The sequence below is a fragment of the Christiangramia gaetbulicola genome, from assembly GCF_003054225.1.
Classification (GTDB): Bacteria; Bacteroidota; Bacteroidia; order Flavobacteriales; family Flavobacteriaceae; genus Christiangramia; species Christiangramia gaetbulicola.
This window is the reverse complement of the sequence record NZ_QBKQ01000004.1, coordinates 1-25,964: the sequence shown is the minus strand read 5'-3', so window position 1 is coordinate 25,964 and position 25,964 is coordinate 1. Positions and strand designations below refer to the sequence as shown.

The following is a 25,964-nucleotide window of genomic DNA, read 5'->3' as shown; positions in this document are numbered from 1 at the left end:
CTTTATTTCTTTTTGGTAGTTTTTTTCTTCGTGGTTGTTTTCTTCGCAGCAGTTTTCTTTTTAGCAGCAGGTTTTTTCTTCTTCTTGGTGTTCTTCTCGATGATCTCCTTTACCTCATCCAGCGTTAGCTCTTCAGCTTTCGTTGTTTTTGGTAATTCTACCTTGGTTTTACCCTTGATCACATTGAACCTGCCCCACCTGGCCTTCTCCACTCTTATACCTTCTTCCTCCCAGTGATGAATGAGCTTTTCACGCTCTTTGCGCAACTTATCCTCTATAAGCTCTTCAATATCGTTATCTGAAAGGTTATCGAAATCATATTTCTTGTTCACGTTAATGAACATATTGTTCCACTTTAAATATGGTCCAAATCTTCCAACACCCTTTTGCACAGGCATATCCTTGTACTCATAGATAGGCGCATCTGCCTTTTCTTTTTCCTTGATAAGTTCCATGGCACGATCGAAGTCCACATTTAGAGGGTCTTCACCTTTTTCAAGGGAAACGAATGTTTTACCGAATCTTACATATGGGCCGTATCTACCGTTATTCACCTCAACATTTTCGCCTTTATATTCCCCTAATTTCTTAGGTAACTGGAACAGATCCATAGCCTCTTCGTAGGTAAGAGTTTCCATACTCTGGTCTGGACTAAGACTGGCGAACTTTGGTTTCTCGTCATCTTCTACACTACCAATTTGCACCATAGGCCCAAATTTCCCTAATCTTACACTCACTGGTTTCCCTGTCTCAGGGTCTTCACCTAGTATTCTTTCACCTACTTCCCTGTCGGCATTCTTAGCAACATCCTGCACATGCGGATGGAAATCCTTATAGAAATCCTTCATCATGACCGTCCACTCTTCATTACCTTCAGCGATATTATCAAAGCTCTCCTCAACTTTCGCAGTGAAATTGTAATCAAGGATATTAGAAAAGTGATTTACAAGAAAGTCGTTTACTACCATCCCGGTAGCAGTAGGCACCATCTTACCTTTGTCACTACCAACGGTTTCGGTTAATGTTTTCTCAGAAAGCTTGTCATTTTTAAGTTCAAACTGAACATAATCCCTCTCAGTTCCATCAACAGAGCCCTTTTCTATATAATTTCTACTTTGAATTGTTGAAATGGTTGGAGCATAAGTAGAAGGTCTGCCAATCCCCAGCTCTTCAAGTTTCTTAACCAAAGATGCTTCTGTATATCTATATGGTGGCCTGGTAAATCTTTCGGTAGCCGTAATATATTCGTTATTAAGCGGCTGACTCACTTTTAAAGCAGGCAGCATTCCGCTTTGCTCTTCATCTTCATCATCGCTTCCTTCTAAATAAACCTTTAGGAAACCATCAAATTTCAGCACCTCTCCATTTGCAGTAAAATGATTATCATGTTTATCTGCCTCGATCTTCACATTGGTTCTTTCCAATTGGGCATCGCTCATTTGAGATGCGATAGCTCTTTTCCAGATAAGCTCATATAATCTTTGCTGATCTCTATCTGCAGAAATACTATGCTTGGCAAAATTGGTGGGACGAATCGCCTCGTGAGCTTCCTGTGCTCCTTTGGTCTTTCCCTTAAACTGACGTGTTTTGGAATATTTATCGCCGTAGGCTTTTAGAATTTCCTCTTTAGCTCCTTTTCTGGCATCTTCAGAAAGGTTTACACTATCTGTTCTCATATAAGTAATATGACCGGCTTCGTATAAACGTTGTGCCATGGTCATGGTCTTACTTACAGAAAAATAGAGTTTCCTGGCAGCTTCCTGCTGCAAGGTTGAAGTTGTAAACGGTGGTGCCGGATTCTTTTTTGCCGGTTTTGTCGTAAGATCGGCTACTTTAAAATTCGCACCTATATTTTCTTTAAGGAACTTTTCAGCCTCCTCTTTTGTATCGAAATTCTTCGGGATCTTGGCTTTGAAAGATTTTCCATCTTCTGTAGAAAATTCAGCATCTATTCTATAAGAAGCCTGTGGATTAAAATCCTGGATCTCACGCTCCCTCTCCACGATAAGTCTAACTGCAACAGACTGAACACGTCCTGCAGAAAGCCCTCCTTTTACCTTTCTCCAAAGAACCGGTGAAAGCTCATAACCAACCAACCTGTCTAAAACTCTCCTGGCCTGCTGAGCATTTACCAGGTTATAATCTATAGATCTTGGATTGTCTATCGCACGAAGAATGGCAGATTTCGTAATCTCATGAAAAACGATACGTTTGGTCTTATCTTTCTCAAGCTTCAGCTCCTCGGCCAAATGCCAGGCGATAGCTTCTCCCTCCCGGTCTTCATCACTCGCCAGCCATACCATCTCTGCATCCTTAGCAAGACCCTTCAGCTTTCGAACAACATCCTTCTTATCTTTAGATACAATATATTTAGGCGTGAAATCTCCTTCGGTGTCTACGCCAATTTCCTTGGTAGGCAAATCTGCGATATGCCCAAAACTGGAAGCGACCTTATAGTCCTTTCCCAGAAACTTTTCTATAGTTTTAGCCTTCGCAGGAGACTCAACAATCACTAAATTCTTAGCCATAAATTTGTCGGTTTGTAACTGCAAAAGTATATCAAATTTTTCTTCTGCCCGTTAAACTTGCTTTAAAACCAAAGAACAAAGCCTTGAAAACCCTGAAATTGATGCTCTTCAGGGAGTCAAAAATAAATTCAGGAAAGTGAGATCTTTATTGTCTATTATAGCTTATTCGGTATAAAAAAATATAGAAGATGCACCCTGTAAAGCATATTTTAAGTCTGGTGCAATATTACCCGAAACAGAGGTTGCATCGTTGAAGGCAAGTATTCTACCATTATTATTAAGGGCTTCTGCCACGAAGATCACGTTATAATTTGAATCATAAACAACGTTCACAGGATTCCCTAATAAGGTGTTGCCACCGGCGATCCTCAACTGGTCATCGCTTACGATAAAACCACCATTTGTGGTACCGGAAAATTTTTCATCAAAATCCTGAATAATATGTAAACCTCCATCTGAACTTGATTCTGGCTCTCCAATATCTGATAGCACCATCGTACCATTATCATAGTCCAGACCATGAGAACGCACAAGCCCCTGTATTGCCACAATTTTATCTGCGGTCACGATACGATTCATCATATTGGAATTTAAAAAATTACGATATACAGCCAGTTTATTAGTTTCGTCTACCGCTAAAAAAAGATCGTTTCCAACAAACTCGATGCCCCAAACCTTGAATTTGGTCTGAACAACGTTTCTCAGGATAAAATTATTCGCCGTCTTAATATATATGTATAATCGGCCCTCTGGAGTAGTTTCATCTCCATCCAAATCTGTATTATCTGAAACCACATAGAAATCGCCACTTACCGCAAGGTCTACCGGGTTTTCCAGATCCTCTCCACCAAAAATATAGGTTTCAGGATTTTTTGTACCGCCATCACCCAGAGCACTTATACCCTCATAAGCTTCGAGGCGGTTGGATGACCTTGAAACTATGGTAAACGCATCTTCACTGGAAGAATAAAAGATACCTTCAGAATCTGAAGAAGAATTGGCATATTTAGTGACAACCCCAGTATTTATATCATAACGGTTCACATCTCCATTATGGGATGTCGCATATAAATGTGCAATTTCTGAAGTTTTAACCCTTGCGTTACCATCATCATCGTTACTGCACGAAGTGATCATTAACATCATGATAAGGACAGGGAGAATTAATTCTGATCTTTTCAAAACCTTAAATTTTTAGCGAATATATAACGCAGATATTTTCAATATGGTCTAGGAGCGTTAAATATCTGTTATTTGAAATTATCTTAACGCAAAAATCCTCGCGTATTGTTCATATTAACTCAAAAGCGATCAATATGAGCAATAATAACAAAGTAGCTGTTATCACAGGAGCAAGTAGCGGAATTGGTGAAGCGATCGCCAAAAAACTATCCGAGGAGAATTATACAGTAGTTCTCGCCAGCAGAAGCGTCAACAAACTGCAGAAGATCCAGAAAGACCTTCCAGGAGAAAGCATGGTAGTGGAACTGGATGTTTCCAGTACCGAAAGCGTAAGCAAGGCTTTTAATGAGGTAGTTGACGAATATGAGGTTATTGATGTGCTGGTGAATTCAGCAGGAATTATGCCCCTTACCTATCTTAAGAATAGACATCTCGACGAATGGCTAAATACCATTGAAGTGAACGTAAAGGGAGTGTTGCGCTGTATTTATTCCGCGCTTCCCTATATGGAAAACCAGAATGGCGGAAATATTGTAAATATCGCATCGGTAGACGGGAAAGAGATCTTTGCCGGTGGAGCGGTATATGGAGCATCAAAAGCTGCGATCATAGAATTATCCAAGGCCATGCGCATGGAACTTTCACCAGAGTACAATATCAGGGTTACTGCCATTGAACCTGGTACAGTTGAAACCAAGCTTCGAAATGATATTACAGATGAAGAATTATTAAACGATAAGGATTATGGTGGAGACGAACCAAAACTGAAACCGGAGAATATTGCAGATGCCGTCTTCTATGCCCTCTCCCAACCAGCCTCTGTGAACGTAAATGAATTATTAGTGAAGCCAACAGGAAAATCCTGAATTGGCAGATAGAAAAAATTAGAAAAGAGAATTATGAATTTAGGACACGTATTAAAATTAGCAGGAAAATTTGTAGCCCGGGGATTTCTATTTAAAGCCGGGAAAAAAGCAGCTTTGAAAGGCGGAAAAGTCGGGATTGGAGCAGCTTCTCTGCTCGCCGGCGGCTATATGGCTTATACCCTCTTGCAAAAACGTGAGGAGAAGATGAAATCCATAAAACGAATCAGCAAAGCTAAAAAAGCGAACAAACATAGAATTGTTGTATAGCAATTCAAGCTAAAATAGTAACGGGCTAATCCTTAGATTTGGCCATTCAGATCTATTTAGCAGGCCAAAGAGTTTAATTCTTTATCTTGACAGGAAAACTTTCAAGATGAAGCATATTATACTTTACGGCCTGTTATTTTTTTTACCCATAACAACCTTCGCCCAGGAAACTGAATGTGCTTGCTGTACAGAACAACACTCTCAATTCGACTTCTGGATTGGTGACTGGGAGGTTTTCAACGAAAATGGTGATAAGGTTGGAGAGAACCTTGTAATAAAGCTGGAAGATAATTGCATCCTGAACGAAAACTGGAAAGCAGAAAACGGCAGCAGCGGTAAAAGTTATAATTATTACGATCCATCAGATAAAACCTGGAATCAGCTATGGATAAGCAACTTCGGGAATATTTTAAAATTGAAAGGCAAAGCTGAAAACAACAAAATGATCCTGAAAAGTGAAGTCCAGAAAGGCAAAAAAGGAGAATATTACAATCAGATCACCTGGACCAAAAATCAAGATGGCAGTATAACCCAGCACTGGCAGATCCTGGATGCGCAGGAGAATTTTTTAAGCGATGCTTTTAAGGGAGTTTACAGAAAAAAGCAGGATAACTAATTACTGAAAATACTATCTGAATCTGCACTTAAGCTTTCAACCGCGGAAGAATCATTTTTATTGAAATTTGAAACTCCTTTTTTAAGCCAGTTATAGTATTCATCGGCATCGGGTTCATATGCTGAAGGCGAAATAAGCGGTTCTTCCTGATGATCTATTAATACATAATAAGGCTGGGCGTTTGCTTTATATCGGCTAATCTGGAAATCGCTCCATTTATTCCCAATACTTTTAATTTCCTTACCGGTAGTTTCTGAAACATACTGTTCAGATTCAGGTAATTTTCTTTTATCATCCACATATAGTGAAACCAGAACGACATCATTTTTCAGGATATCCAATACCTGAGGCTCACTCCATACCCTTTCCTCCATCTTTCGGCAATTCACGCAGGCATGCCCAGTAAAGTCGATCAGCACCGGGAGGTCATTTTCTCTGGCATATGCAAGACCGTCCTCATAATCGTGAAAAGACACGATATCATGCGGTCCATATTCGGCACCTTCCGGCAATCCTTGTTTATTCGATGTTAGGCCCGCATTAGAGGTGCCGATCCCATCAGGTGATTCGCTGTATTGTAATGGCGGCGGAAATCCACTGATCAGTTTCAAAGGTGCTCCCCAAAGGCCAGGGATCAAGTAAATAGTAAATATCAAAGCAACCAGACCGGTAATTAAACGGCCTACCGAAATATGTTCTTCTTTAGAATCATGCGGCAACCTGATCTTTCCGAATAAATAAAGCGCCAGCATTCCGAAGATAGCGATCCAGATCGCAAGGAAAATTTCACGTTCCAGGATGTGTAATTGCAATACCAGGTCTGCATTAGAAAGGAATTTGAAAGCCAGGGCAAGCTCAAGGAAACCTAAGGTCACCTTAACCGTATTAAGCCAGCCACCAGATTTTGGCAAGGTATTTAACCAACCCGGGAACGCCGCAAACAATCCAAAAGGAAGGGCGATGGCCAGGGAAAATCCTAACATACCAACAATAGGAGCGATACCTCCTTTAGAGGCCGCTTCGACTAATAAAGTACCTACAATAGGACCGGTACAGGAAAAAGAGACAATGGCCAGGGCAAGCGCCATAAAAAAGATACCAATTAACCCGCCTTTATCGGCCTTTGAATCGATCTTAGTTCCCCAACTGCTTGGTAAAACGATCTCAAAAGCTCCCATAAAGGAGAAGGCAAATACTACCAGCAGAATAAAGAAAGCCAGGTTAAACCAGACGTTCGTTGATAAGGCGTTTAAAGAATCTGCCCCGAAAATAAGAGTTACCAGTGATCCTAGAAGAACATAGATCACAATAATCGAGATCCCATAAAATATCGCGTTCCTTATCCCGGCAGCTCTAGATTTACTTTGCTTGGTAAAAAAGCTAACCGTCATTGGGATCATTGGAAAAACACAGGGGGTTAACAATGCCGCAAAACCTGAAAGAAAAGCAACAATGAAGATTCCCCAGAAAGACCTTTTTTCCTTAGGATTATTAAGAACAATGGTTTCCTCTTGCTCACCAGCCTCTTCTATAGCGGTATCTGGAACATCAGAAGCAATCGCATTTTCCTTAAGGATGAAATCAAGATCTTTAGAATCAAAAATACAGGCTTTATCATCGCAGGCCTGATATTCAACTTTAGCATTTATCCTTGCCAGTGAAGTATCCAGCAGCTTAATATTCTGGGTGAAGGTGGCATTATAAGCGAAATAGCTAAGATCCATTTCGAAGACCTTATCAAATTCAGTAATCGCATCGCTCTCTTCGGTATTTCCAACAAGCTCGTACTTTTCACCGGCATTTTCATAAATAAATACCGTGGGCAAGGCACCTCCTTCGGGCAATTCCTGAGAGTATAAGTGCCATTTATCTTCAATACTGGCATTGATCACCAGCTGGTATTCATCTTCAGCGATCTTTTTCACTTCAGTATCCCACTCAACCGGATTATGAATTTGAGCCTGGGCAAAAAATCCGGTTAACATTACCAGAATTAAAAGGCATTTTTTAAGGAAATTGTCTAACATATTATTGAAATCCTGATGATAATTCTATTCTGAAAATCGTTCAAATTTAAGGAAATTAAAGAGAAATGCTTCCTGGTGAAAATTCTCCCGCTTCCTTTAATTCAAAAGAAGTTTTACCTCAATTTCTGTACCTGCATTTTCTTTGGAAGATATATCCATTTCACCACGAAATTCAGTTACCATATCCCGGACTAACTTTAACCCTAAGCCAAAACCTTCCTCCCCAGAAGTGCCCCTGGTGGAATTCAATTTATCTTGTTTGAATTCAGCCAAAGCCTCTTTAGAAATTCCAACGCCATTATCTGTGATCTTAAACTTCAGGTATTTCCCCTTATCCAGATGGAGTACATCAAGATCTACCGTGATCTTACCGTTAGCAGGAGTGAACTTTATAGCATTGGAGATAAGATTTCCAAAAACAGAAAGAAGTTTCCTTCTAGAAAAGATGATATTAGACTTTTCCGGATTTATTTTGATCTGGAAATCAATGTTCTTGGATTTTGACGGTAGCCTATATAATTTCAGTAATTTCTCTTTTAATTGCTTCAGATTGATATTTTTCTCCTGAAATGGATCATTAGACAGTCCGCTTTTAAGAATATCGTTGGTTAGTTCGAGAACGCTATTTCCGGAATCTTTTATCAGCCTAAAATACTGAACCATTTCCTCTTTGCTGGAATCTTCAGATGCCGCAACCTCAGCAAGACCTGTAATGCCAGTAATAGGCCCTCTAACGTCATGCGCCACCTGGTTCCTGGTCTTTATGGCCTTATTTAAAGAAAATATGGTTTCATCCATCTTCCTTTTATGCTCCAGTTTATTCACGATCTCAGAAGCAACAAGCCTTAACATAGACTTATCCCGGTCACTGATCTCTTTAGAATTCTTATCTAGTACACACAAGGCACCAATATTATCTCCAGATTCCAGCGTTAGAGGAATTCCCAGGTAATAATTAAAACCGGAATCGCCTTTTGAAAAACCTCTGTCCTTAAAACGTTCATCTTTTTCAAGATCACTTATCTCAAGAGGCTCATGCGTACGTATGGTCCTGTCACAAATAGATTCCTCTCGCGGCATTTGCAATAGTTTGGAAGAGAAAGCGGTGACGGTCCATTGATAATAATTATCTATTAGATTGATCACAGACATTTCGGTACCGGCGATCATAGCAGACAATTGCACAAGAGACTTGAACTCTTCCTGCAATTCGTTGTAATCAAGGTCAAATTTACTCAGGCTTTTTATCCTCTGATATTCAGCCTCGTCATTTTCAATAATCTCATTTAACATAGGTAGGTTTTGGGGTTCGCAAATATATTAATTTAAACCACCAATATTGATGAGTAACATATATGATTAGGTCTGTAAATCTCTGGCCGTGATGAATTGAGCAATAATACTAATGGCGTTATACTCCTTAAGCATTATATAACCTCAATTAGTTTGAAAATTACCATTCAAATAAATAAAGAGGCGGAAGCAATAACAGCATGGAAACTAGAATAAGGATAAGTACTTTGGGAAAGGCCCATTTCAACCACTTATCGTAAGGAATGTTTGCGATCGAAAGTACTCCCATAGTTACACCACTGGTAGGGACGATCATGTTAGTAAGCCCATCGCCCATTTGAAAGGCGAGCACAGCAATTTCTCTACCTATGCCCAGCACATCACTTAACGGAGCCATTATAGGCATGGTTAAAGCAGCCTGACCCGAACCTGAAGGAATAAAGAAATTAAGACAGCATTGGAAAAGAAACATCAACTCTGCGGAAATATATTTAGGAGTATCCCCGGCCAATTGAGCAACCGAATTCAAGATTGTATCTATGATGAGTCCTTCTTCGGCAATGATCAGTAAACCTTTGGCTAAACCTATCACCAGGGCAGCCTTCATCATTCCCTGTGCTCCTTCTACAAAGGCTTCAATGGCTTTAGTTGCAGACATTCGGTAAATAACGGCGGAAAGCATTCCCAGACCTATGAAAAGTGCCGCGATCTCATTGATGTACCAGCCAAACTCATTCACCCCGTAGATAAGCAACACCAGGGCAAAAAGCAGGGTCAGAAGGATCATTTTTCTCCTTAAATTAAGTTCAGGCATATCGCCAACAGCTAGTTCTTCCCCGCTTTTGATATTTAGACCCGATAAAATACTTTTCCCGGGATCTTTTTCGATTTTTAAAGCATAACGAAATAAGGCAATTCCAGCTATAAGAGTAAGAATTATCCAAACCACGAGCCTATATTCTATACCTCCAAAAACAGGCACCTGCGCTATACTTTGCGCGATCCCGATGGTAAACGGGTTCGTGATTGCTCCAGCAAAACCTACTCCTGTACCAATCACAGGAATAGCTGCACCAATTATGGCATCATATCCCAGCGCATTCGCCAGCGGAATGGTAATGAGAACAAATACCAGTATTTCCTCGCTCATCCCAAATGTGGCTCCCGCCAGGGAAAATAAGGCGGTTAGAAAAGGAACTATAAGGCGTTTATATTTTGGATTTCTCTCAGCGAATTTTATAATGCTGAATAGTCCGGCATTTATTGCTCCGGTCGCATTTAATACCGAAAAAGCTCCTCCTACAAGAAACACAAACCCAATTACAAATGCTGCCGAAATAAAGCCCTTAATGGGAGCGGTTAAAAAAGCGCCTACACCCTGCGGATTTGCCTCTACCCTTTCATAAGATCCCGCAACGATCATGTCGGTACCATCGATAGTTTCCCGATCGAACTGACCAGCTGGGATAATCCAGGTGAGCAGAATGAACACAATGGAAATACCCAGAATAATGGCAATGGTATCGGGAAACTTTCTTGGCAAACTCATTATTGATTTCGCTTTTAATTAAAGGGCAAATTTTTCTCCCGGTAAAACAACACTAAGCTGAAGATCTCTGGCTCCGAGTAAACCCTTTTTTGAAATTTTGCTTTTCTTATTGTTTCTAATCACAATAACCTGTGATGCACCAAGTACACTTGCACTATCCTGCTGAACAAGAATGGCTGTAGATTCATCGATCCCTATGGAAATTTCTTCCGGGTTTTCTATAGCCGTACTAATTAACCGGTTCATTCTCATTCGCTGAATAAAATGCTGATCGATGATGGCATTTTCTAAAAGCCCCAGACCTTCTTTTAATTCGATATTTTCTGCCTCGATAGTTCTGAAATCTCCGGTATATTCTGGATGTTTAAATTCATCCCCTGTGATCATCTTTTTACTCATCACCGCAGCTCCCGCACTTGTTCCTGCTATAGTGGCGCCATTTTGATAGGCTCTTTTTATAGCATCAGATACCGGGGAATCAAGTACGATATCCATGAACCTGTTCTGGTCACCTCCAGAAATATAGATAAGACCTGCATTAGCCAGCGAATCCAAATGCTCTACGTTCTGCCTGTTCTTTTGAAAGTTAAATCCTTTTATCTTTTCAGGCTTAATCCCCAATTCGGTAAATTGTTTTGCCGCGTAAAAAATAGCTGAATCTGGCTCACTACTAGCCATAGGAAGGATCACCGCATATGTATCATTTTCGAGATCACTTACCTTGATAAGCTCCTTTACCAGTTCCGGGGGACGTTTACCTCCTCCTATAATGAATAACTTCCCTTTTGCCTGATTTCTTACCTGGGAAACTTTCTGATTTTCACCCGATGTATTTCCAGAACTATCTCCAGAATTACAGGAGATCCAGAACAAGCTCATTAGAAACAGCCCGGCGATTTTACCTAATTTCATAATCTTTGTTTTCAAAAGAAAGAAGAGGAAAATTAAACTTTTTCCTCTTCATCCCATACATATAATTTTTTTTCACTTGAGTTGACATATCCTCGGTACATTCCGGCAGAATTATAAGACATAATAGTGTTTCCTTCAGAATCTACGGCTACCAGGCCTCCATCACCACCAAGATTACCATGATGTTCGTGGATAGCCTTTTCAGCAGCTTCCTCAAGGGACATACCGGCAAACTCCATTAAATTGGACACATAAGAAGCTACGGTAGCCCTCATGAAAAATTCTCCAATTCCCGTACAGGACACGGCACAGGTTTTATTCTGAGCATAAGTTCCGCTGCCAATAATGGCAGAATCCCCTATTCGTCCTTCCATCTTATTGGTCATTCCCCCGGTAGAAGTGGCCGCAGCCAGATTTCCCTGAGAATCCATTGCTACAGCTCCAACGGTACCTTTCTTGAAATTAGAATGATCCAAGAAAGTCTCATCTGTGTTCATGGCTTTAGCCTGTTTCCACTGTTCCTCTCTAAAAGGCGTATCGAACCAGGAGTTGTCCACAAGGTCGTGCCCATGTTCTGCGGCAAGCTTATCTGCATCATCTCCCGAGATCATGATTATATCGTCTCTCTCCATCAAGGTTCTAGCGAAATTAACCGGATTTTTCACCCTGCTGCAATTTGCCAGTGCCCCGGCTTTTAGGTTAGATCCATCCATAATTGAAGCTTCAAGCAGATGCTTCCCGTTCCTTGAATAAACCGCACCCTTCCCGGCGTTAAAATGCCTGCTGTTCTCCAGGACAACAACCGCTGCACAAACAGCGTCTATAGCTGAACCGCCTGCTGCCAGGATCTTTTCTCCGGCTTCAAGGCTGGCATTAAGATCTTTTAGAATGAGATCCTTATCGCTTGAAGACAGGTTCTCCTTTTCTATAACCCCTGCTCCTCCATGGATACAGAGGGAATATTTATATTTTTTTGTCATTTACTTTATCGATTGAATATATCTGTAGCAAATTTGAGCTGCAAATCTAGCCTGTTTTTAAGTATGCAGTCCCAGGCTGGAAGTATGGCATTAATTCAAACACTTACTCCCAGCTAAGACCACAAAACCAAACACTTATTTTCTAATATCCTGGATTCTGAACCAGAACACCTCCGGAAATTGCTATTTCACGCTGCGGGATAGGATATACGGTTCTGAAAGATTCTATTCCCAGGATAGATTCCGCTCTTTCAAGTCTAACGATATCGAACCAACGATGTCCTTCAAAAGCAAGCTCTCTTGCTCTTTCTTCTAACAGTATATCTGTGAAAGAATCAAAATCTGAAGCTTCCTCCAAGGCAATTGCCATAGAAGGCAGCGATCTTGTTCTAACCGTATTTAGGTCTTCCAGGGCAAGTTCAAATTCTCCCATTCTGGCCCTTGCTTCAGCTCTTATCAAATAAACTTCAGAAAGTTTCATAATGATCGCATTCCCATCTACCGTAGCGTCATTAATCCCGTATTTATCTACAAAGACCACACGCCCGTCATCATAATAAAGGTCACCTCTTGGATCGTCGTCATCACTCATAACGGCATAGAAATCTTCATAATTAGCGGAAACTTCAGGTGGCGAAACAGAGAAATATTCAGTTAGAGAATTCCCATCAGTTTCGGTGAATTCAAGTTCGAAGATAGCTTCAGCAGAACCTTCACTTTCGTAGATATCATTGTAGTTATCATTCAGTTCATAATCAGGGTTTTCTATAGCCAGGCTAGCATATTGCTCGGCTTCCTCATAATTCCCTGCGTATAGATGAACCCTTGCCAGAAGAGCTTCCGCAGTTCCTTTTGAAACAAGGAATTTTTCACTGTCATATTCCATTAAAGAAACCGCAGCCTCCAGATCTGAAATGATCTGATCATACGAAGCTGATACAGTAGATCTGCCAATTGTTCTGGCAGTCTCTTTATCTACATACTGAGTAAAAACAGGAACTCCAAATTCTGAATTCATATCAGTAAACTGCCCGAATTGCCTTAGAGCATCAAATAGACCAAGTGCTCTGAAAAAATGAGCTGCTCCCTCAGACTCGGGATCGTCCAACTGAAGTTCGTCTACTTTTTCAAGGATTAGGTTGCTGGAATTTACCAGGGCGTATGCATCTACCCAGCTGCTTTCCACATAAATACTGGAAGCAGGAATAATGGCATTGTCCAGTTGCGTAAATCTCTCACGGAAACCCGTTGCATCTGCAATTCCACCGGTTAAGGCCTGAGCCATTACAAATTCTCCTCCATAATATGTCCCGCTTTGGGCAAGACTATAAAGTCCGGTAACGGCAGATCTCAGGGAGATTCCGTCTGTGATCGCTTCTGTAGAACGAATTTCATCATCCAGTTCTACCTCTAAAATATCGCTACAACCGGTTAGTGAACCGAGAAGTAATGTTATGATTAAAAATTTATTTATTCTTTTCATGATCGTTTTTTAAAATGAAGCATTTAATCCAATGGTGATCGTACGCGCCTGCCCAAGGGTTCCGAAATCTTCCCCCTGAAGGATGTTAAGGTCGGTTTGATTTGAAGTATTCGTGGAAACCTCTGGATCGAATCCTAAATAATCTGTTATAGTAACAAGGTTCTGCCCCTGTACATATAAATTCAAGCCTGACAGACCTATAGAATCTACAATATCTGAAGGAAGGTTATAATCCAGTCTAAGCGTTTTAAGCCTTATAAAATCACCATCCTCAAGGAATTGAGTACTGAATCTTTGTAATTGCCCGGCTTCGGTAGAAGGTCTCGGCACATCGGTTTGCTGTCCCGGTTCTCTCCAGTAATTATCATACACTCTCTCACTGATATTTCCGTAAGGAATGCCGCTTCGGGTAAATCCAAAGTTTTCGTAAGCGTGTCTACTCTGGTTAAAGATCTTATTCCCGCCGGAAAACTGAATATTCGCAGTTAAGCTGAAACCTTTGTAAGAGAAGTTGTTCTGCCATCCACCAAAATAATCTGGGAGAGCACTGCCTACGATCTGGCGATCATCGAAATCTATTACCCCATCATTATTTACGTCTTCGAACATGGCATCACCGGTTTGAGGATCTACCCCTTCATATTTTATCAAGTAAAGCGTGCTTACCGCCTCGCCTTCTTTCAGGATGTGATTTCTACCTATGATCTCGCCATCGTTTTGCAGCTTAATGATCTCATTATTCAGGAATGAAAAGTTCACTCCGGTCGTCCAGTTAAAGCCATCGCCCTGGATGACATCTGCATTCAGACTGAATTCGAAACCACTGTTCTCGATCTCCCCGATATTCTGAAAAACAGAACTGAAACCTGTTAGCCCGGAAACACCAGCGCTAAGCAAAAGATCTTCGGTTTGCTTTTTGAAATAATCTGCCGTCACATTAATTCTCTGGTCAAATAATCCCAGATCTAAACCAATGTTAAGCTGCTTGGTCTTTTCCCAGCCAAGATCTGAGTTTTCAAGCCGGTTCGGGGCAATTCCAGGTCTACCGTTATAATTGGCATTCAGAGAATAAGTTCCTACCCAATTGGAAGAAATTTCCTGGTTTCCGGTTAGACCATAGCTACCTCTTAATTTAAGGTTAGAAACAGATTCAACATCGAAAAAGTCTTCTTCGTTCAGTCTCCAGGCAACAGACCCGGAAGGGAAATACCCGTACTGATTGTCTTCACCAAAACGAGAAGAACCATCGGCTCTTAAAGTGAAGGCAAACACATATCTATTATCAAAAGAATAGTTGGCACGTCCAAAAAATGACTGCAAACCAAATTGATTTTTACCAGTAGTACTGTTTATGATTGTGCTAGCAGCAGAAATACTGGTAGTATTATTGGTAGCAAACCCTACTCCCGCCTGGTCTGAAAATTGAGCCTTGGTTTCCTGCAAGGTCCAACCTGCAAGGAGGTCAAGGTCATGTTTATCCCCAAAAGTCTTGTTATAATTCAGCGTGTTCTCCAGCTGCCAGGTGGTTTCTTCGTAAGTGGCGAAAATTGCCTCCCCATCGTCTGATTTATTAGTTCCTGCCGGAACAAAAGACTCTTCTACGAAATTTGAATATTCAGAAGAGAATGCAGATCTAAAAGTCAAATCTGGAATGATATCCCATTCAGCAAAAGCGGAAGCCTGGAAACGGGTACTTTGAGAATCGTTGATATATTCTTCAGCGATCAGTACCGGGTTTTCTAATGGCCACCAGGTGTTGTAACTAAAAGGATTGGTAAATTCACCGTTTTCATCTCTAATAGGCGCCGTTGGATCCCAGCCCTGTGCGTTGATGATCACCCCGTATTCGTCATTTTCGTTAATCGTACGGTCATGGTTACTGCGGTTGACAAAAATTGTGGTTCCTATCTTTACTTTATCATTGATACTATGATCAAGATTCAAACGGGTACTCAACCTGTCGAATTCCTGACCTATTTGAATACCCTCCTGCTTGAAGTAATTCCCACTTAAATAGAATCTTGTTTTTTCTGAACCCCCTCGGGCACTTATATCAAGGTTCTGAGTGATCCCTGTTCTGAAGATCTCATCATAAATATTAGTGCTAACTCCATTAGAGGTATCGATCCAGTCGAAATAATCCTCTCCCAAACCGTCAAATTCGGCAGCGGTATTGAAGAATTCTTTGAATCGATTAGGACCTACAAGATCCGGAGTATTGGTAATTTCAGAGAAGCCAGTATAGTAACCCACGTTTACCAGGGTTTTACCGGTCTTTCCTCTTTTTGTGGTAATAAGCACTACCCCATTTGCACCTCGCGAACCATAGATTGAAGCCGCTGCAGCATCTTTTAGAATTGTGATAGATTTAATATCGTTCGGGTTAATATCAGCCAATGGATTCGTTGGCTGAATATTACTGTTCAATGCTGAATTATTCCTGGAAACCAGAGGCACACCATCTACAATAAATAGAGGCTGGCTACTTGCCGAAATAGAAGAGACACCCCTGATATTTACATTTATCGCTGCTCCCGGTGTAGCCGAAGAAGTAGAAATATTCACCCCTGGCGTCTGCCCTTGCAAAGCAGATTCAAAACTCGCGGCCGGGTTCTTCCCGATCTCTTCAGTATTTATGGTCTGGATACTACTACTAATATCTTTTTGCTCCTGGGTACCGTAACCTACGATCACGATTTCATCCAGGGTCTGGTCTGCAGCCAGACTTATATTATAGGAGTTAGAATCGGTTAAAGGCACCATTTTAGATTGGTAACCCACAAAAGAAACCTCCAGCGCCTGAGTTCCCTCAGGTACCTCGATAGAGAAATTACCGTCAAAATCGGAAACAACCCCGATGCTTGAATCAGGAACCAGAATATTGGCACCTAGTAAAGGATCCCCGGTATCTTCAGCGGTAACTGTACCGGTAATTGTTCTTTGTGCGAATCCGGATGCGCCGCACATAAACATGATTAGATATACTAATAATTGTTTAGAGAAATTCATTTTAATAATTATTGATTAATACTTGAAATAGTCAATACTCTCAGGTATCCAGGGAAATTAAATTCCATGACATACTGCTGATAGAAAATCATTAAAAGATGCTCTCTAGCAATCGAAGATGGGCTGAAGTCCTTGTAGCGTAAGGGACTTGCAGGAAATATTTAAATTATATAACCGTATTGAAAACATAGTTATGCAATTAAAGAATAGATAATTATTGAAATACCCGTGAAAAGATCATTCACGGTAAAAGATTCGGAAAAGAAAAATGGGATAGTCTAGCAATCAAATATCGGCTGAAGCCCCATCAAGGTTAGTGGCTTACAGTAAAATTGCGATATTTTTGGATTGTTTTTCAAATTAGGCTTTGAATAAAAACTTAGTTAAAAGTATAAAAAATTCTTAAAGAACGAAAAAAAATTAAAAATTTAACCAACACTAAATCAAGATACTCCCCGGGAATGGGAATTTAGACCATAAAAAAAGCATCCGGTAAGGATGCTTTTTTTATGGTTCTACTGAAAACTTTTTTCAAATTTCAATTTCCATATCTAAAAACCTGGCTATAACATAATTCTTTGGATCTTGTTATAATACGATCAGGAGAGAATTTTCAATATTCTTTGAAGGGCAGCATGATTTCTCCAGTTAAAAACAGATTTCTTTCCTATCCCATAGCCATAGCCATACTTATTACCAAAGCCTAAGTCTACCTGTTGAACATTGTTCAGAATGAAATTAATTTTAGGTATGGAACCACCTCTTTTTGCTTCAACAGGATATGCTATCAAGTCTTTATCTGTATATCCAGCTTTTATAATGTACAATGTTAGATCGGCATATTTATTAATCAGGAAAGTATCGGTTACAAGCATGGAAGGCGCAGAATCTATTACTATATAATCATAATTTTCTTCCAGTTTTTTGAACATGCCATCAAGCTTGGGCTGCCTTAATAATTCTGAGGGATTAGGAGGAATACTTCCTGAAGGAAGAATACTCAAGTTTTTATGAAACTTTGATTTTCCTATTAGACTTTCCAGGTTAAGGTCTTTATTAGCCAGGTAATCGCTTAATCCGATATTTTTTGTTGCCTTACTAAGATATTGATGCAATTTCGGATTACGAAGATCTGCTCCAACCAGTAATACTTTCTTTTCTGTATTTGCAAGAGTAATAGCCAAGTTCAGAGCGGTAAAAGTCTTTCCTTCACCTTTAATAGTAGAAGTGACCAAAATTTTAGCGCTTTTTTGAGTATTCCGTGATTTCAATAAAAGAAATTGCAGGTTTGTAATAAGAAACCTGAATGCTTCAGCTAACATAGACCTATCATTCTCGGTTATTACCAGTTCACTTTTATCTTTAACTCTGGGTAATTCACCTACTATTGAAATCTCTCTGGTTATCTCTTCAAGATCTCCACGCTTCCGGATCTTGTTGTCCATTAGGTTTCTAATATATATTATTGAAAAGGGGATAAAAAACCCGAGAACGACTGTACCCAGCAATACACTTTTGGATTTGGGAGATACTATATAACCCGAACTATATGCACTATCTACTATTTTAGCTTTTGGGGCAGTAACTGCCAAAGCAAGAGAGTTCTCCTCTCTTTTTTGCAGCAAGTAAAGATAAAGTGCTTCCTTGATGCTTTGCTGCCTTTCAATACCTCTATACTCCCTTTCCTGGGAAGGTACTGCCAGAATTTTTGAACCAATACTTCTCATTTGCCTGGAAACTTCATTTTGAGAAATCTGGAGATTTTTGCTTAACCTCTGCAAACTTTGAAAAATATTAGCTTTAATCTGATCTATATTATTATTGATACGAATTACCATGGGATTCAACTCTGTTGAACTCTTCATGATCCTGTTTCGCTCCAAAACCAGGTCGTTATATTCCGCTATTTTTTGATTAATTGCTCCTTCTTCGATTCCTAGATTTGCTGGCAGGAGTTCGGCTCTTTCGCTATCTGATAAGTAATCCAACATAGCATTAACCAGTTCGATTTGAGTTCCAATTTCCTGTCTTTGCTTATTATAATCACTTGCAGTTTGAACAAACAACTGAGATTCGGCTTTTATATCTGTTAATCGATTACTCTCCTTAAACTCTTCTTTCCCAGACTCCACATATTCCAGTTCATCATTTATAATATCCAGACGTTCATTAATAAAATTTGCTGTATTACCCGCTATTAAATTCTTATCCTCAATGGCATCACGATTAAACTCGAAAATCAACTGATCTATAACATCCTTGGCTTTTTCAACTACCGGATCTTCCAACACCAACTGAATCACATTAGAATTTTCTCTTTCCTGAATAAGTTTAAGCCCCCCGCGATATTTCGCTGCGACTTCATCTACCTCAGATATTCTCATGGTGATATTTGAAAAGCTTTCAACTCCTTCTTTCGGTTGAATTACCACATTACCGAATCCCAGGTCGATGGATGTGCCGGGTTTGGCCGAGATGGTTTCGAAAGTTTTCAGATTAGTAATCTTAAGCTTATTATTTTTGTCCAGAGAAATTTTAAAGCTTTCTCCACCAATTCCTTCATCATTTTCTTCCTTCAACTTCAAAACCTTTAAACTGAAAGGAACATTTTTATATAATTCTACATCCCTCACCTGACCATCTACAAAGAATGTAAGGTTTAGATTCAATGCTTTAACAACATCGTGCATAATGCGTCTGGATCTTAGAATTGCTAATTCTTTCTCCAGATTATTCGTTTTTAATCCTGTTGCAAAACCAAGGTCTGGCATTTCAGAGCCACCATTATTACTGGTTTCCTGATTAATTATAATACTTGCCGCTGCACTATAAATAGGAGTGGTATAGCGTAAATAAAAAACACCCCCTATTATTGCTGCACCAATCCCAAGCACGAACCAATACCAGTATTTCAGGTACTTCTGAAGCTCCTTTCTAATGTGAAATTTACTCCCCTGGGGTTTATATGAATTATTAGAATGAGTCATTTTTTCAAGGGGTTACCAAAATGATGGTAGAGATAAGGAAAGACATAATGGCGATATAACTACCGGCATTATTCAAGACACTTGCAGATTGCCTCTTGGTTCCTTTAGGCTCTACGTAAACAACATCATTTTGCCTAAGATTAAAATAAGGAGAGTTTACAGAATTAAAATCCGTAATATCAAGGTATGTTTTGGTTTTAACCCCATCTACTTCCCTTATGATCATCACATTTTCTCTTTTCCCAAAAATCGTTAGATCACCGGCGAGGCCCAGGGCTTGGGTCAAACTAATATTATCATCCTGGATTGTAAATGTTCCTGGATTTTTAACCTCTCCCAGAACGCTGATCTTAAAATTAAGAACTCGAACATTTACAATAGCATCCTTCACATAAATAGAAATTTCCTTCTTAATTTTCCGAGCCAATTCAAATGTAGTAAGCCCCTCAACCTCTACAGTTCCCAAAACGGGAAATTCAATAGTCCCATCTGCATCTACCATATAGGTCTCCAATTCTACATTACCAGAATTATTTTCCTGGGAGATACCGGCCTTAGTGAGATTAAAGGGAAGAGAAGCCTCTGCCTCTGGAGTAGAGACCCTGATTGTTAGCTGATCATTAGGTCTTATTCTTAGGTTATTATCTATCTCATAGTTTATAGAATTCTCTTGATTCTGAAAATAAACTATTTCTTCCCTTGAGACGCAGGAAGAAAATAAGACAGTGCATAAAGAAGCTAATACTAGAATACTTAGAAATCGGGAGGTTGCCATAATTTTATTCTTTAATTATTTATAATATTTACCTTAAAAAGCCTTTTCTTCTCCTTTAAGACAGTTGTATATGGTGTAATAAATTATTTTAAAGTCTAAAATGGGGCACCACTTCTCCAGATAAAAAATATCCAGTCTGGTTCGATTTATAATATCCGACTTTTTTACGACTTCTCCTCTATAACCTTTGATTTGAGCCAAACCTGTAATTCCTGGTTTTGCATAATGCCTTACCAGGTATTGATTTACAGACCTGGAATATTCTAAAGTATGGGCTTCCATATGAGGTCTGGGACCTACAACACTCATTTCACCTTTAAACACATTGATGAACTGTGGCAGTTCGTCCAGACTTGTTTTGCGCAAGAATTTGCCAATCCTGGTTACTCTACAATCATTTTTAACGCACATTTTACTATTGGCCTCCTTGTTTACATACATGGACCTGTATTTATAACACCAGAAAGACTGCTTATTATATCCATGCCTTAATTGCTTAAAGAAAACCGGACCTTTAGATTCGATTCTCATGATCAAATAAAGGATTGGTGTTAACCATGATAGGATAAAAACGATAACAAATAAGGAAAATAAAATATCGAATGCCCTTTTACCGTGTTTAGCATAATTAAGTTCCAAAGGGGAATTTCTTAAATTGAGGATCGGAATGGTTTCAAACAATTCCGCATTCATGGCCCGGGTAAAAATTCCTTTATTATCCGGTACTAATTTTAATCTTTTAAAATTATTATCTGCGAAGAGTATAAGCTGTTTCAGTTCTTCCCTTGATAGTTCAGAGACCATGCAATAAATCTCATCAACTCTGTTGTCCAGTATATAATTATAACATTCATCCAGCTTACCGAGATAGTCTTTTTCAGCTACACATTCTTCATTAAAATACCCCAGATAACGGTATCCATAATCGGGACGATTAAATATCTTCCTTATCTTAATAATATTATTACCGTAACCAACAATAACTACATTAACATAGTTCCCTCCTTTGATACGATACCATTTTCTAATGGAAAAAAATATCCAGCGGTAAGCCGCAAGCAAGAAAAAAATCACGCTTAGAACTAAAATTTGCTGAGTTATATTGAAATCTGTCTTTGTGAATGAGAATGCGGCAAAATATGCCAGGATGAATATAAAATAGTGCATTACGAATTTATGGAAGCGCGTAATAAACCGCTCCTTCCTTTCCAGCGAATAAAAACTTAAAATTGTAGCTATTATTAACCATGACACGTTATAAAAGAAAATAGAAAATATATTTAAATAAGTTTCTGGAGTTAGAAAATACAAGGTCACATTCAGGATCAATAAATGTATCCCGAATGAAATAGGAATGATAAGATCTGCCCCCTTAATACCTTTTGACACTGACATTTTCCCGCTTTTAAAAACTTTTGAAATTTGAACTATGGTTAACTATACATCTAATTACTTACAGATTCTTTAGATGTAAACAGATTTCTAAGAAATGAAAGGCTTCGGTAGGGTTCAGTTTTTCTAACCTTTTTTAAATTTTTACTGGAATTAATATGTGGACGAATCAACTGAGGATAAATATATTGGGGGATTTTTCGCCCGATTTTAAAAACCAGGGTCAACGGGCCCATCAATTTATGCTCCCGGATGACTTTCATATCTTCAGTTGATTTTCTTCGTTGAAGTTTAATACAAGTACTCTTGCCTCCAAGCCTCATTTTTACGATCCAGTCTTTTAAAAAATATTTGCTGATCTTTTCATTCTGGAACCATCGCAGGGAGATATCATAATCACTGGCAATTGAATAATTTAAGCTGTAAAGACCATATTTATCATATACTTCTTTTTTAACATATATTGTAGGATGCAAGGGTATCCATCCGAAATTGAGGTAATTCCTTTTAAAGGTTTTCGAGGAATAGATCCTTTTTATTTTACTGGTATCATTCTGACTAACAAACATTCCATTGCCATACACCAGGTCTGCTTTTGAATCTTCAAAAGCCTTTACGATCTTACTTATCGTTTCTTGCTCATATAGAAAGTCATCGGAATTAAGAATACCGATAACATCACCGGTTGCTTTCTTTATTCCTTTATTATAAGCATCAAATATCCCTGAATCTTTTTCAGAAATATAATATGCTATTTCTTCCTTAAAGGATTCAATTTTGAGTTGAGTACCATCCGTACTTCCTCCATCAATGATAATTAATTCGATATTTTTATATATTTGATCTAAAACAGATCTGATACATTCCGTAATCGTTTCGGCGTTATTAAATACTACTGTAATAATTGAAACTTTCATGATTTTTTCCCTTTTTTAAAAATTTATAAATCCAAGTATCCAAGCCATGATTAATTGGTTGAATATGTTTAGATACCCTAGGTATCTGCCGTCTTTCTTGTGAGGGGCCTGGTAGGGAATTAATTTTGAAGTTAACAGCAATGAAAAAATGCTGCATTTTCAAGGAAATCAGAAATTTGATTTGAGGTGTGAAGGAATTCAACCATAAAGGTTTAGATACCTTTCAATCTTATCTTTTAATGATTAAACTAAAACTTTGAGAACTATCTTTTGTTTTTAGAATTATAAAATACAGACCGTCCGGATATTGATTTACAGACAATTCATAAGTATATTCCAAACCTCCAATAGCCTTACCTTCTCCTACAAGCATTAGGTAAGCACCCATTGAGTTTAATAAATTGAGCGTATAATCTCTATTATTATTAAGAGTGAACTTTACGGTAACATCACCGGAAGTTGGATTGGGATATGCTATAAACTCCTCATTAATTGCTGATCCCTGCATTTCTTTTGATGAAGCGACAATTGCCCCAGATAAAGGTGCTGCCTGGACGGTATTGGAATAACCTGAGGATATATTACCTTTTACTGCCTTGATACGATAATATAGAATCCCTCCTCCTTTTTTACTATTAAGATTTCTATCTGTATAAGAATTTGTATTGGCTGGAAGGCTTATAAAATCAATTCGGCCAGAAAAGTCTGGTTTTGTTGATCTTTCCAGGATAAATCCATCTTCTGTAAGATCATTATCTTTCCAGATCAGGTAAACCTCACTGTTAGTCATCCATTGAGCTGATAAGCTAGAGGGAGCGTTTAGGTTTTGGGTAGGCGAGACATTCACCGTAACAACATTTGAGGTTGTAACCAGTCCAAGATTATCTGTCGCAATGGCCGTTAATAAATAGGTACCAGCTGTAACATTATTCCAAGAGACAGAATATGGGCTGGTTGAATCTATCCCTAAACTGCTTGAACCGTTAAAAAATTCTACCTGGGTAATACTACCATCAGGATCTGAGGCATTAGCGGTAATATTAATATTTGCTAAAGCGGTAAAACTGGCATTATTAGAAGGCGATGTAATTGAAACCACAGGAGATTGATTGCCTCCAGGTTCTGAGACCTGAATATTAACAGGTCCAGAATTTCCAGTTGAACCTTTATCATCTGTAGCTATTGCCCGTAGTGAATAACTTCCGGAAGGAACATTTGTCCAACTGAATTCATATGGACTCGATACATCTTCTCCCAATTTAGAATTACCATTAAAAAATTCAACTTTAGTTACAAAACCATCTGAATCTGAAGCATTCACCAACATATCTATTGTTGCAGGAGCGTCGAATCCGGTATTTTCTGCTGGAGTAATAAAACTTACTACCGGACTATTATTTACAGGAACACTTCCGGCTGTAACAGTAAATTTGTTTGTCGAAGTAAATTGACCTGCCGGGGAGGTTACAGAAATTTTGACCGATTTAGGAAGTTTACCATTTTGCGGAGGCACTCTTACCTCCAATTGAGTATTCGAAACTGATATTATTTCAGCAATGGAAGGTCCAAAAGAAACCTCAGAGACTCCGCTAAGATTGAAACCATTCAAAAGAACAATACTTCCCACAGGACCTGATGACGGAATGAAATTAGTGATAGAAGGAAGTGGCTGCTGTACATTTATAGTAATAATATTTGAAGTACCAGTTCCAGCTTCATTATCTCTAGCTACCGCTGTCAGGGCATAACTGCCCGTGGTCACTCCGTTCCAGGTCACACTCCAGCCATCGGTACCATCGGTATCAATGCCCAAAGAATTAGTGCCTTCAAAGAATTCCACGCTGGTCACCGTACCATCAGGATCTGTGGCATCCGCAGTGATCGTAATATCTGCCGGGGACGTGAAGACCTCGCTATTCAGTGGCGAAGTAATGGCTACCGTAGGTAATTGGTTGGGAGCTTCTACCGTGATATTAATGATTTCGGAAGTGATTGTTTCCAGGTCATTATCCGTAGCTACCGCTGTCAGAGCATAACTGCCGGTAGTTACCCCATTCCAGGTCACATTCCAGCCATCAGTGCCATCGGTATCTATGCCCAGAGAATTAGTGCCTTCAAAGAATTCTACGCTGGTCACCGTACCATCAGGATCTGTAGCATCCGCGGTGATAACTATATCTGTAGGGGAAGTAAATACCTCGTTATTCAGTGGCGAAGTAATGGCTACCGCTGGTAATTGGTTTGGAGCTTCTACCGTGATATTGATACTTTCAGAAGTGGTTGTTTCAAGGTCATTGTCCGTAGCTACCGCTGTCAGAGCATAACTGCCGGTAGTTACCCCATTCCAGGTCACGCTCCAGCCATCGGTGCCATCGCTATCAATACCCAAAGAATTAGTGCCTTCAAAGAATTCCACGCTGTTAACATTTCCATCAGGATCTGTAGCATCCGCGGTGATAGCTATATCTGCCGGGGAGGTAAATACCTCGTTATTCAGTGGCGTAGTAATGGCTACCGTAGGTAATTGGTTCGGAGCTTCTACCGTGATATTAATGATTTCGGAAGTGGTTGTTTCAAGGTCATTATCCGTAGCTACCGCTGTCAGCGTATAACTGCCCGTAGTCACTCCGTTCCAGGTCACACTCCAGCCATCGGTACCATCGGTATCTATGCCCAGAGAATTAGTGCCTTCAAAAAATTCCACACTGGTCACCGTACCATCAGTATCTGTTACATCCGCGGTGATAACTATATCTGCCGGGGAAGTAAATACCTCGTTATTCAGTGGCGTAGTAATGGCTACCGCTGGTAATTGGTTGGGAGCTTCTACCGTGATATTAATGATTTCGGAAGTGGTTGTTTCAAGGTCATTATCCGTAGCTACCGCTGTCAGCGCATAACTGCCGGTAGTCAACCCGTTCCAGGTCACGCTCCAGCCATCGGTACCATCATTATCAATACCCAAAGAATTAGTGCCTTCAAAGAATTCAACGCTGCTAACACTTCCATTAGGGTCACTCGCTTCCGCAGTGATAACTATATTTGCCGGGGAAGTAAAGACCTCGTTATTCAGTGGTGAAGTAATCGCTACCGCTGGTAATTGGTTCGGAGCTTCTATCGTGATATTAATGATTCCGGAAGTAGTACTCTCTCCATCATTGTCTGTAGCTATCGCAGTTAA

The 25,964-nt window shown here is 39.6% G+C and carries 17 protein-coding genes; 3 read left to right on the top strand and 14 right to left on the bottom strand.

Features of this window, described 5'->3' with window-relative positions; genetic code table 11:
* Positions 1 to 2: 2 nt before the first annotated feature.
* Together topA and C8P64_RS15375 are read right to left on the bottom strand one after the other, a co-directional pair.
* A complete protein-coding gene (gene topA / locus C8P64_RS15380; protein ID WP_108172990.1) occupies positions 3 to 2,528 on the bottom strand; it encodes a type I DNA topoisomerase in 2,526 nt (841 codons plus the stop codon).
* Between the two features lie 162 nt (positions 2,529 to 2,690).
* Positions 2,691 to 3,710, bottom strand: a complete 1,020-nt coding sequence (locus C8P64_RS15375) for a hypothetical protein (RefSeq protein ID WP_245889718.1) — start codon at positions 3,708 to 3,710, stop codon at positions 2,691 to 2,693.
* Positions 3,711 to 3,844: 134 nt separating this feature from the next.
* Here C8P64_RS15375 and C8P64_RS15370 point away from each other — a divergent pair, with 134 nt between their 5' ends.
* The 3 genes from C8P64_RS15370 (at position 3,845) to C8P64_RS15360 (ending at position 5,459) form a co-directional block, all read left to right on the top strand.
* The gene (locus C8P64_RS15370) at positions 3,845 to 4,576 is read left to right on the top strand and encodes an SDR family oxidoreductase (RefSeq protein ID WP_108172988.1); all 732 of its coding nucleotides are present in this window, start codon (positions 3,845 to 3,847) and stop codon (positions 4,574 to 4,576) included.
* A 33-nt stretch (positions 4,577 to 4,609) separates the two neighbouring features.
* Complete coding sequence (locus C8P64_RS15365; RefSeq protein WP_108172987.1) at positions 4,610 to 4,843, top strand: hypothetical protein; 234 nt, start codon at positions 4,610 to 4,612, stop codon at positions 4,841 to 4,843.
* 106 nt (positions 4,844 to 4,949) lie between these two features.
* A complete protein-coding gene (locus C8P64_RS15360) occupies positions 4,950 to 5,459 on the top strand; it encodes a hypothetical protein (protein WP_108172986.1) in 510 nt (169 codons plus the stop codon).
* Here C8P64_RS15360 and C8P64_RS15355 read toward each other — a convergent pair.
* The 12 genes from C8P64_RS15355 to C8P64_RS15300 form a co-directional block, all read right to left on the bottom strand.
* Complete coding sequence (locus tag C8P64_RS15355; RefSeq protein ID WP_245889717.1) at positions 5,456 to 7,444, bottom strand: protein-disulfide reductase DsbD family protein; 1,989 nt, start codon at positions 7,442 to 7,444, stop codon at positions 5,456 to 5,458. The two genes, C8P64_RS15360 and C8P64_RS15355, sit on opposite strands and share 4 nt — an antisense overlap.
* A 138-nt stretch (positions 7,445 to 7,582) precedes the next feature.
* Complete coding sequence (locus tag C8P64_RS15350; protein ID WP_108172984.1) at positions 7,583 to 8,779, bottom strand: GAF domain-containing sensor histidine kinase; 1,197 nt, start codon at positions 8,777 to 8,779, stop codon at positions 7,583 to 7,585.
* A gap of 160 nt (positions 8,780 to 8,939) precedes the next feature.
* On the bottom strand, positions 8,940 to 10,328 hold the full coding sequence (locus C8P64_RS15345; protein WP_108172983.1) for a YfcC family protein: 1,389 nt from the start codon (positions 10,326 to 10,328) through the stop codon (positions 8,940 to 8,942).
* Positions 10,329 to 10,346: 18 nt separating this feature from the next.
* A complete protein-coding gene (locus C8P64_RS15340; protein ID WP_245889716.1) occupies positions 10,347 to 11,240 on the bottom strand; it encodes a cyanophycinase in 894 nt (297 codons plus the stop codon).
* 32 nt (positions 11,241 to 11,272) lie between these two features.
* Complete coding sequence (locus tag C8P64_RS15335; protein WP_108172982.1) at positions 11,273 to 12,220, bottom strand: isoaspartyl peptidase/L-asparaginase family protein; 948 nt, start codon at positions 12,218 to 12,220, stop codon at positions 11,273 to 11,275.
* Between the two features lie 142 nt (positions 12,221 to 12,362).
* Positions 12,363 to 13,703, bottom strand: a complete 1,341-nt coding sequence (locus C8P64_RS15330; RefSeq protein WP_108172981.1) for a RagB/SusD family nutrient uptake outer membrane protein — start codon at positions 13,701 to 13,703, stop codon at positions 12,363 to 12,365.
* A gap of 9 nt (positions 13,704 to 13,712) precedes the next feature.
* Entirely contained in the window at positions 13,713 to 16,712 is a 3,000-nt protein-coding gene (locus C8P64_RS15325; RefSeq protein ID WP_108172980.1) for a SusC/RagA family TonB-linked outer membrane protein, read from the bottom strand.
* 599 nt (positions 16,713 to 17,311) lie between these two features.
* Positions 17,312 to 19,699 (bottom strand): GumC family protein, encoded by a 2,388-nt coding sequence (locus C8P64_RS15320; RefSeq protein WP_108172979.1) that lies wholly within the window; start codon positions 19,697 to 19,699, stop codon positions 17,312 to 17,314.
* Between the two features lie 4 nt (positions 19,700 to 19,703).
* Positions 19,704 to 20,474 (bottom strand): polysaccharide biosynthesis/export family protein, encoded by a 771-nt coding sequence (locus C8P64_RS15315; RefSeq protein WP_108172978.1) that lies wholly within the window; start codon positions 20,472 to 20,474, stop codon positions 19,704 to 19,706.
* Positions 20,475 to 20,507: 33 nt separating this feature from the next.
* Complete coding sequence (locus C8P64_RS15310) at positions 20,508 to 21,869, bottom strand: exopolysaccharide biosynthesis polyprenyl glycosylphosphotransferase (protein ID WP_245889715.1); 1,362 nt, start codon at positions 21,867 to 21,869, stop codon at positions 20,508 to 20,510.
* A 50-nt stretch (positions 21,870 to 21,919) separates the two neighbouring features.
* Entirely contained in the window at positions 21,920 to 22,783 is an 864-nt protein-coding gene (locus tag C8P64_RS15305; protein WP_108172977.1) for a glycosyltransferase family 2 protein, read from the bottom strand.
* A 229-nt stretch (positions 22,784 to 23,012) separates the two neighbouring features.
* Positions 23,013 to 25,964, bottom strand: a 2,952-nt coding sequence (locus C8P64_RS15300; RefSeq protein ID WP_146167230.1) for an Ig-like domain-containing protein, incomplete at its 5' end; no start/stop codon positions are given.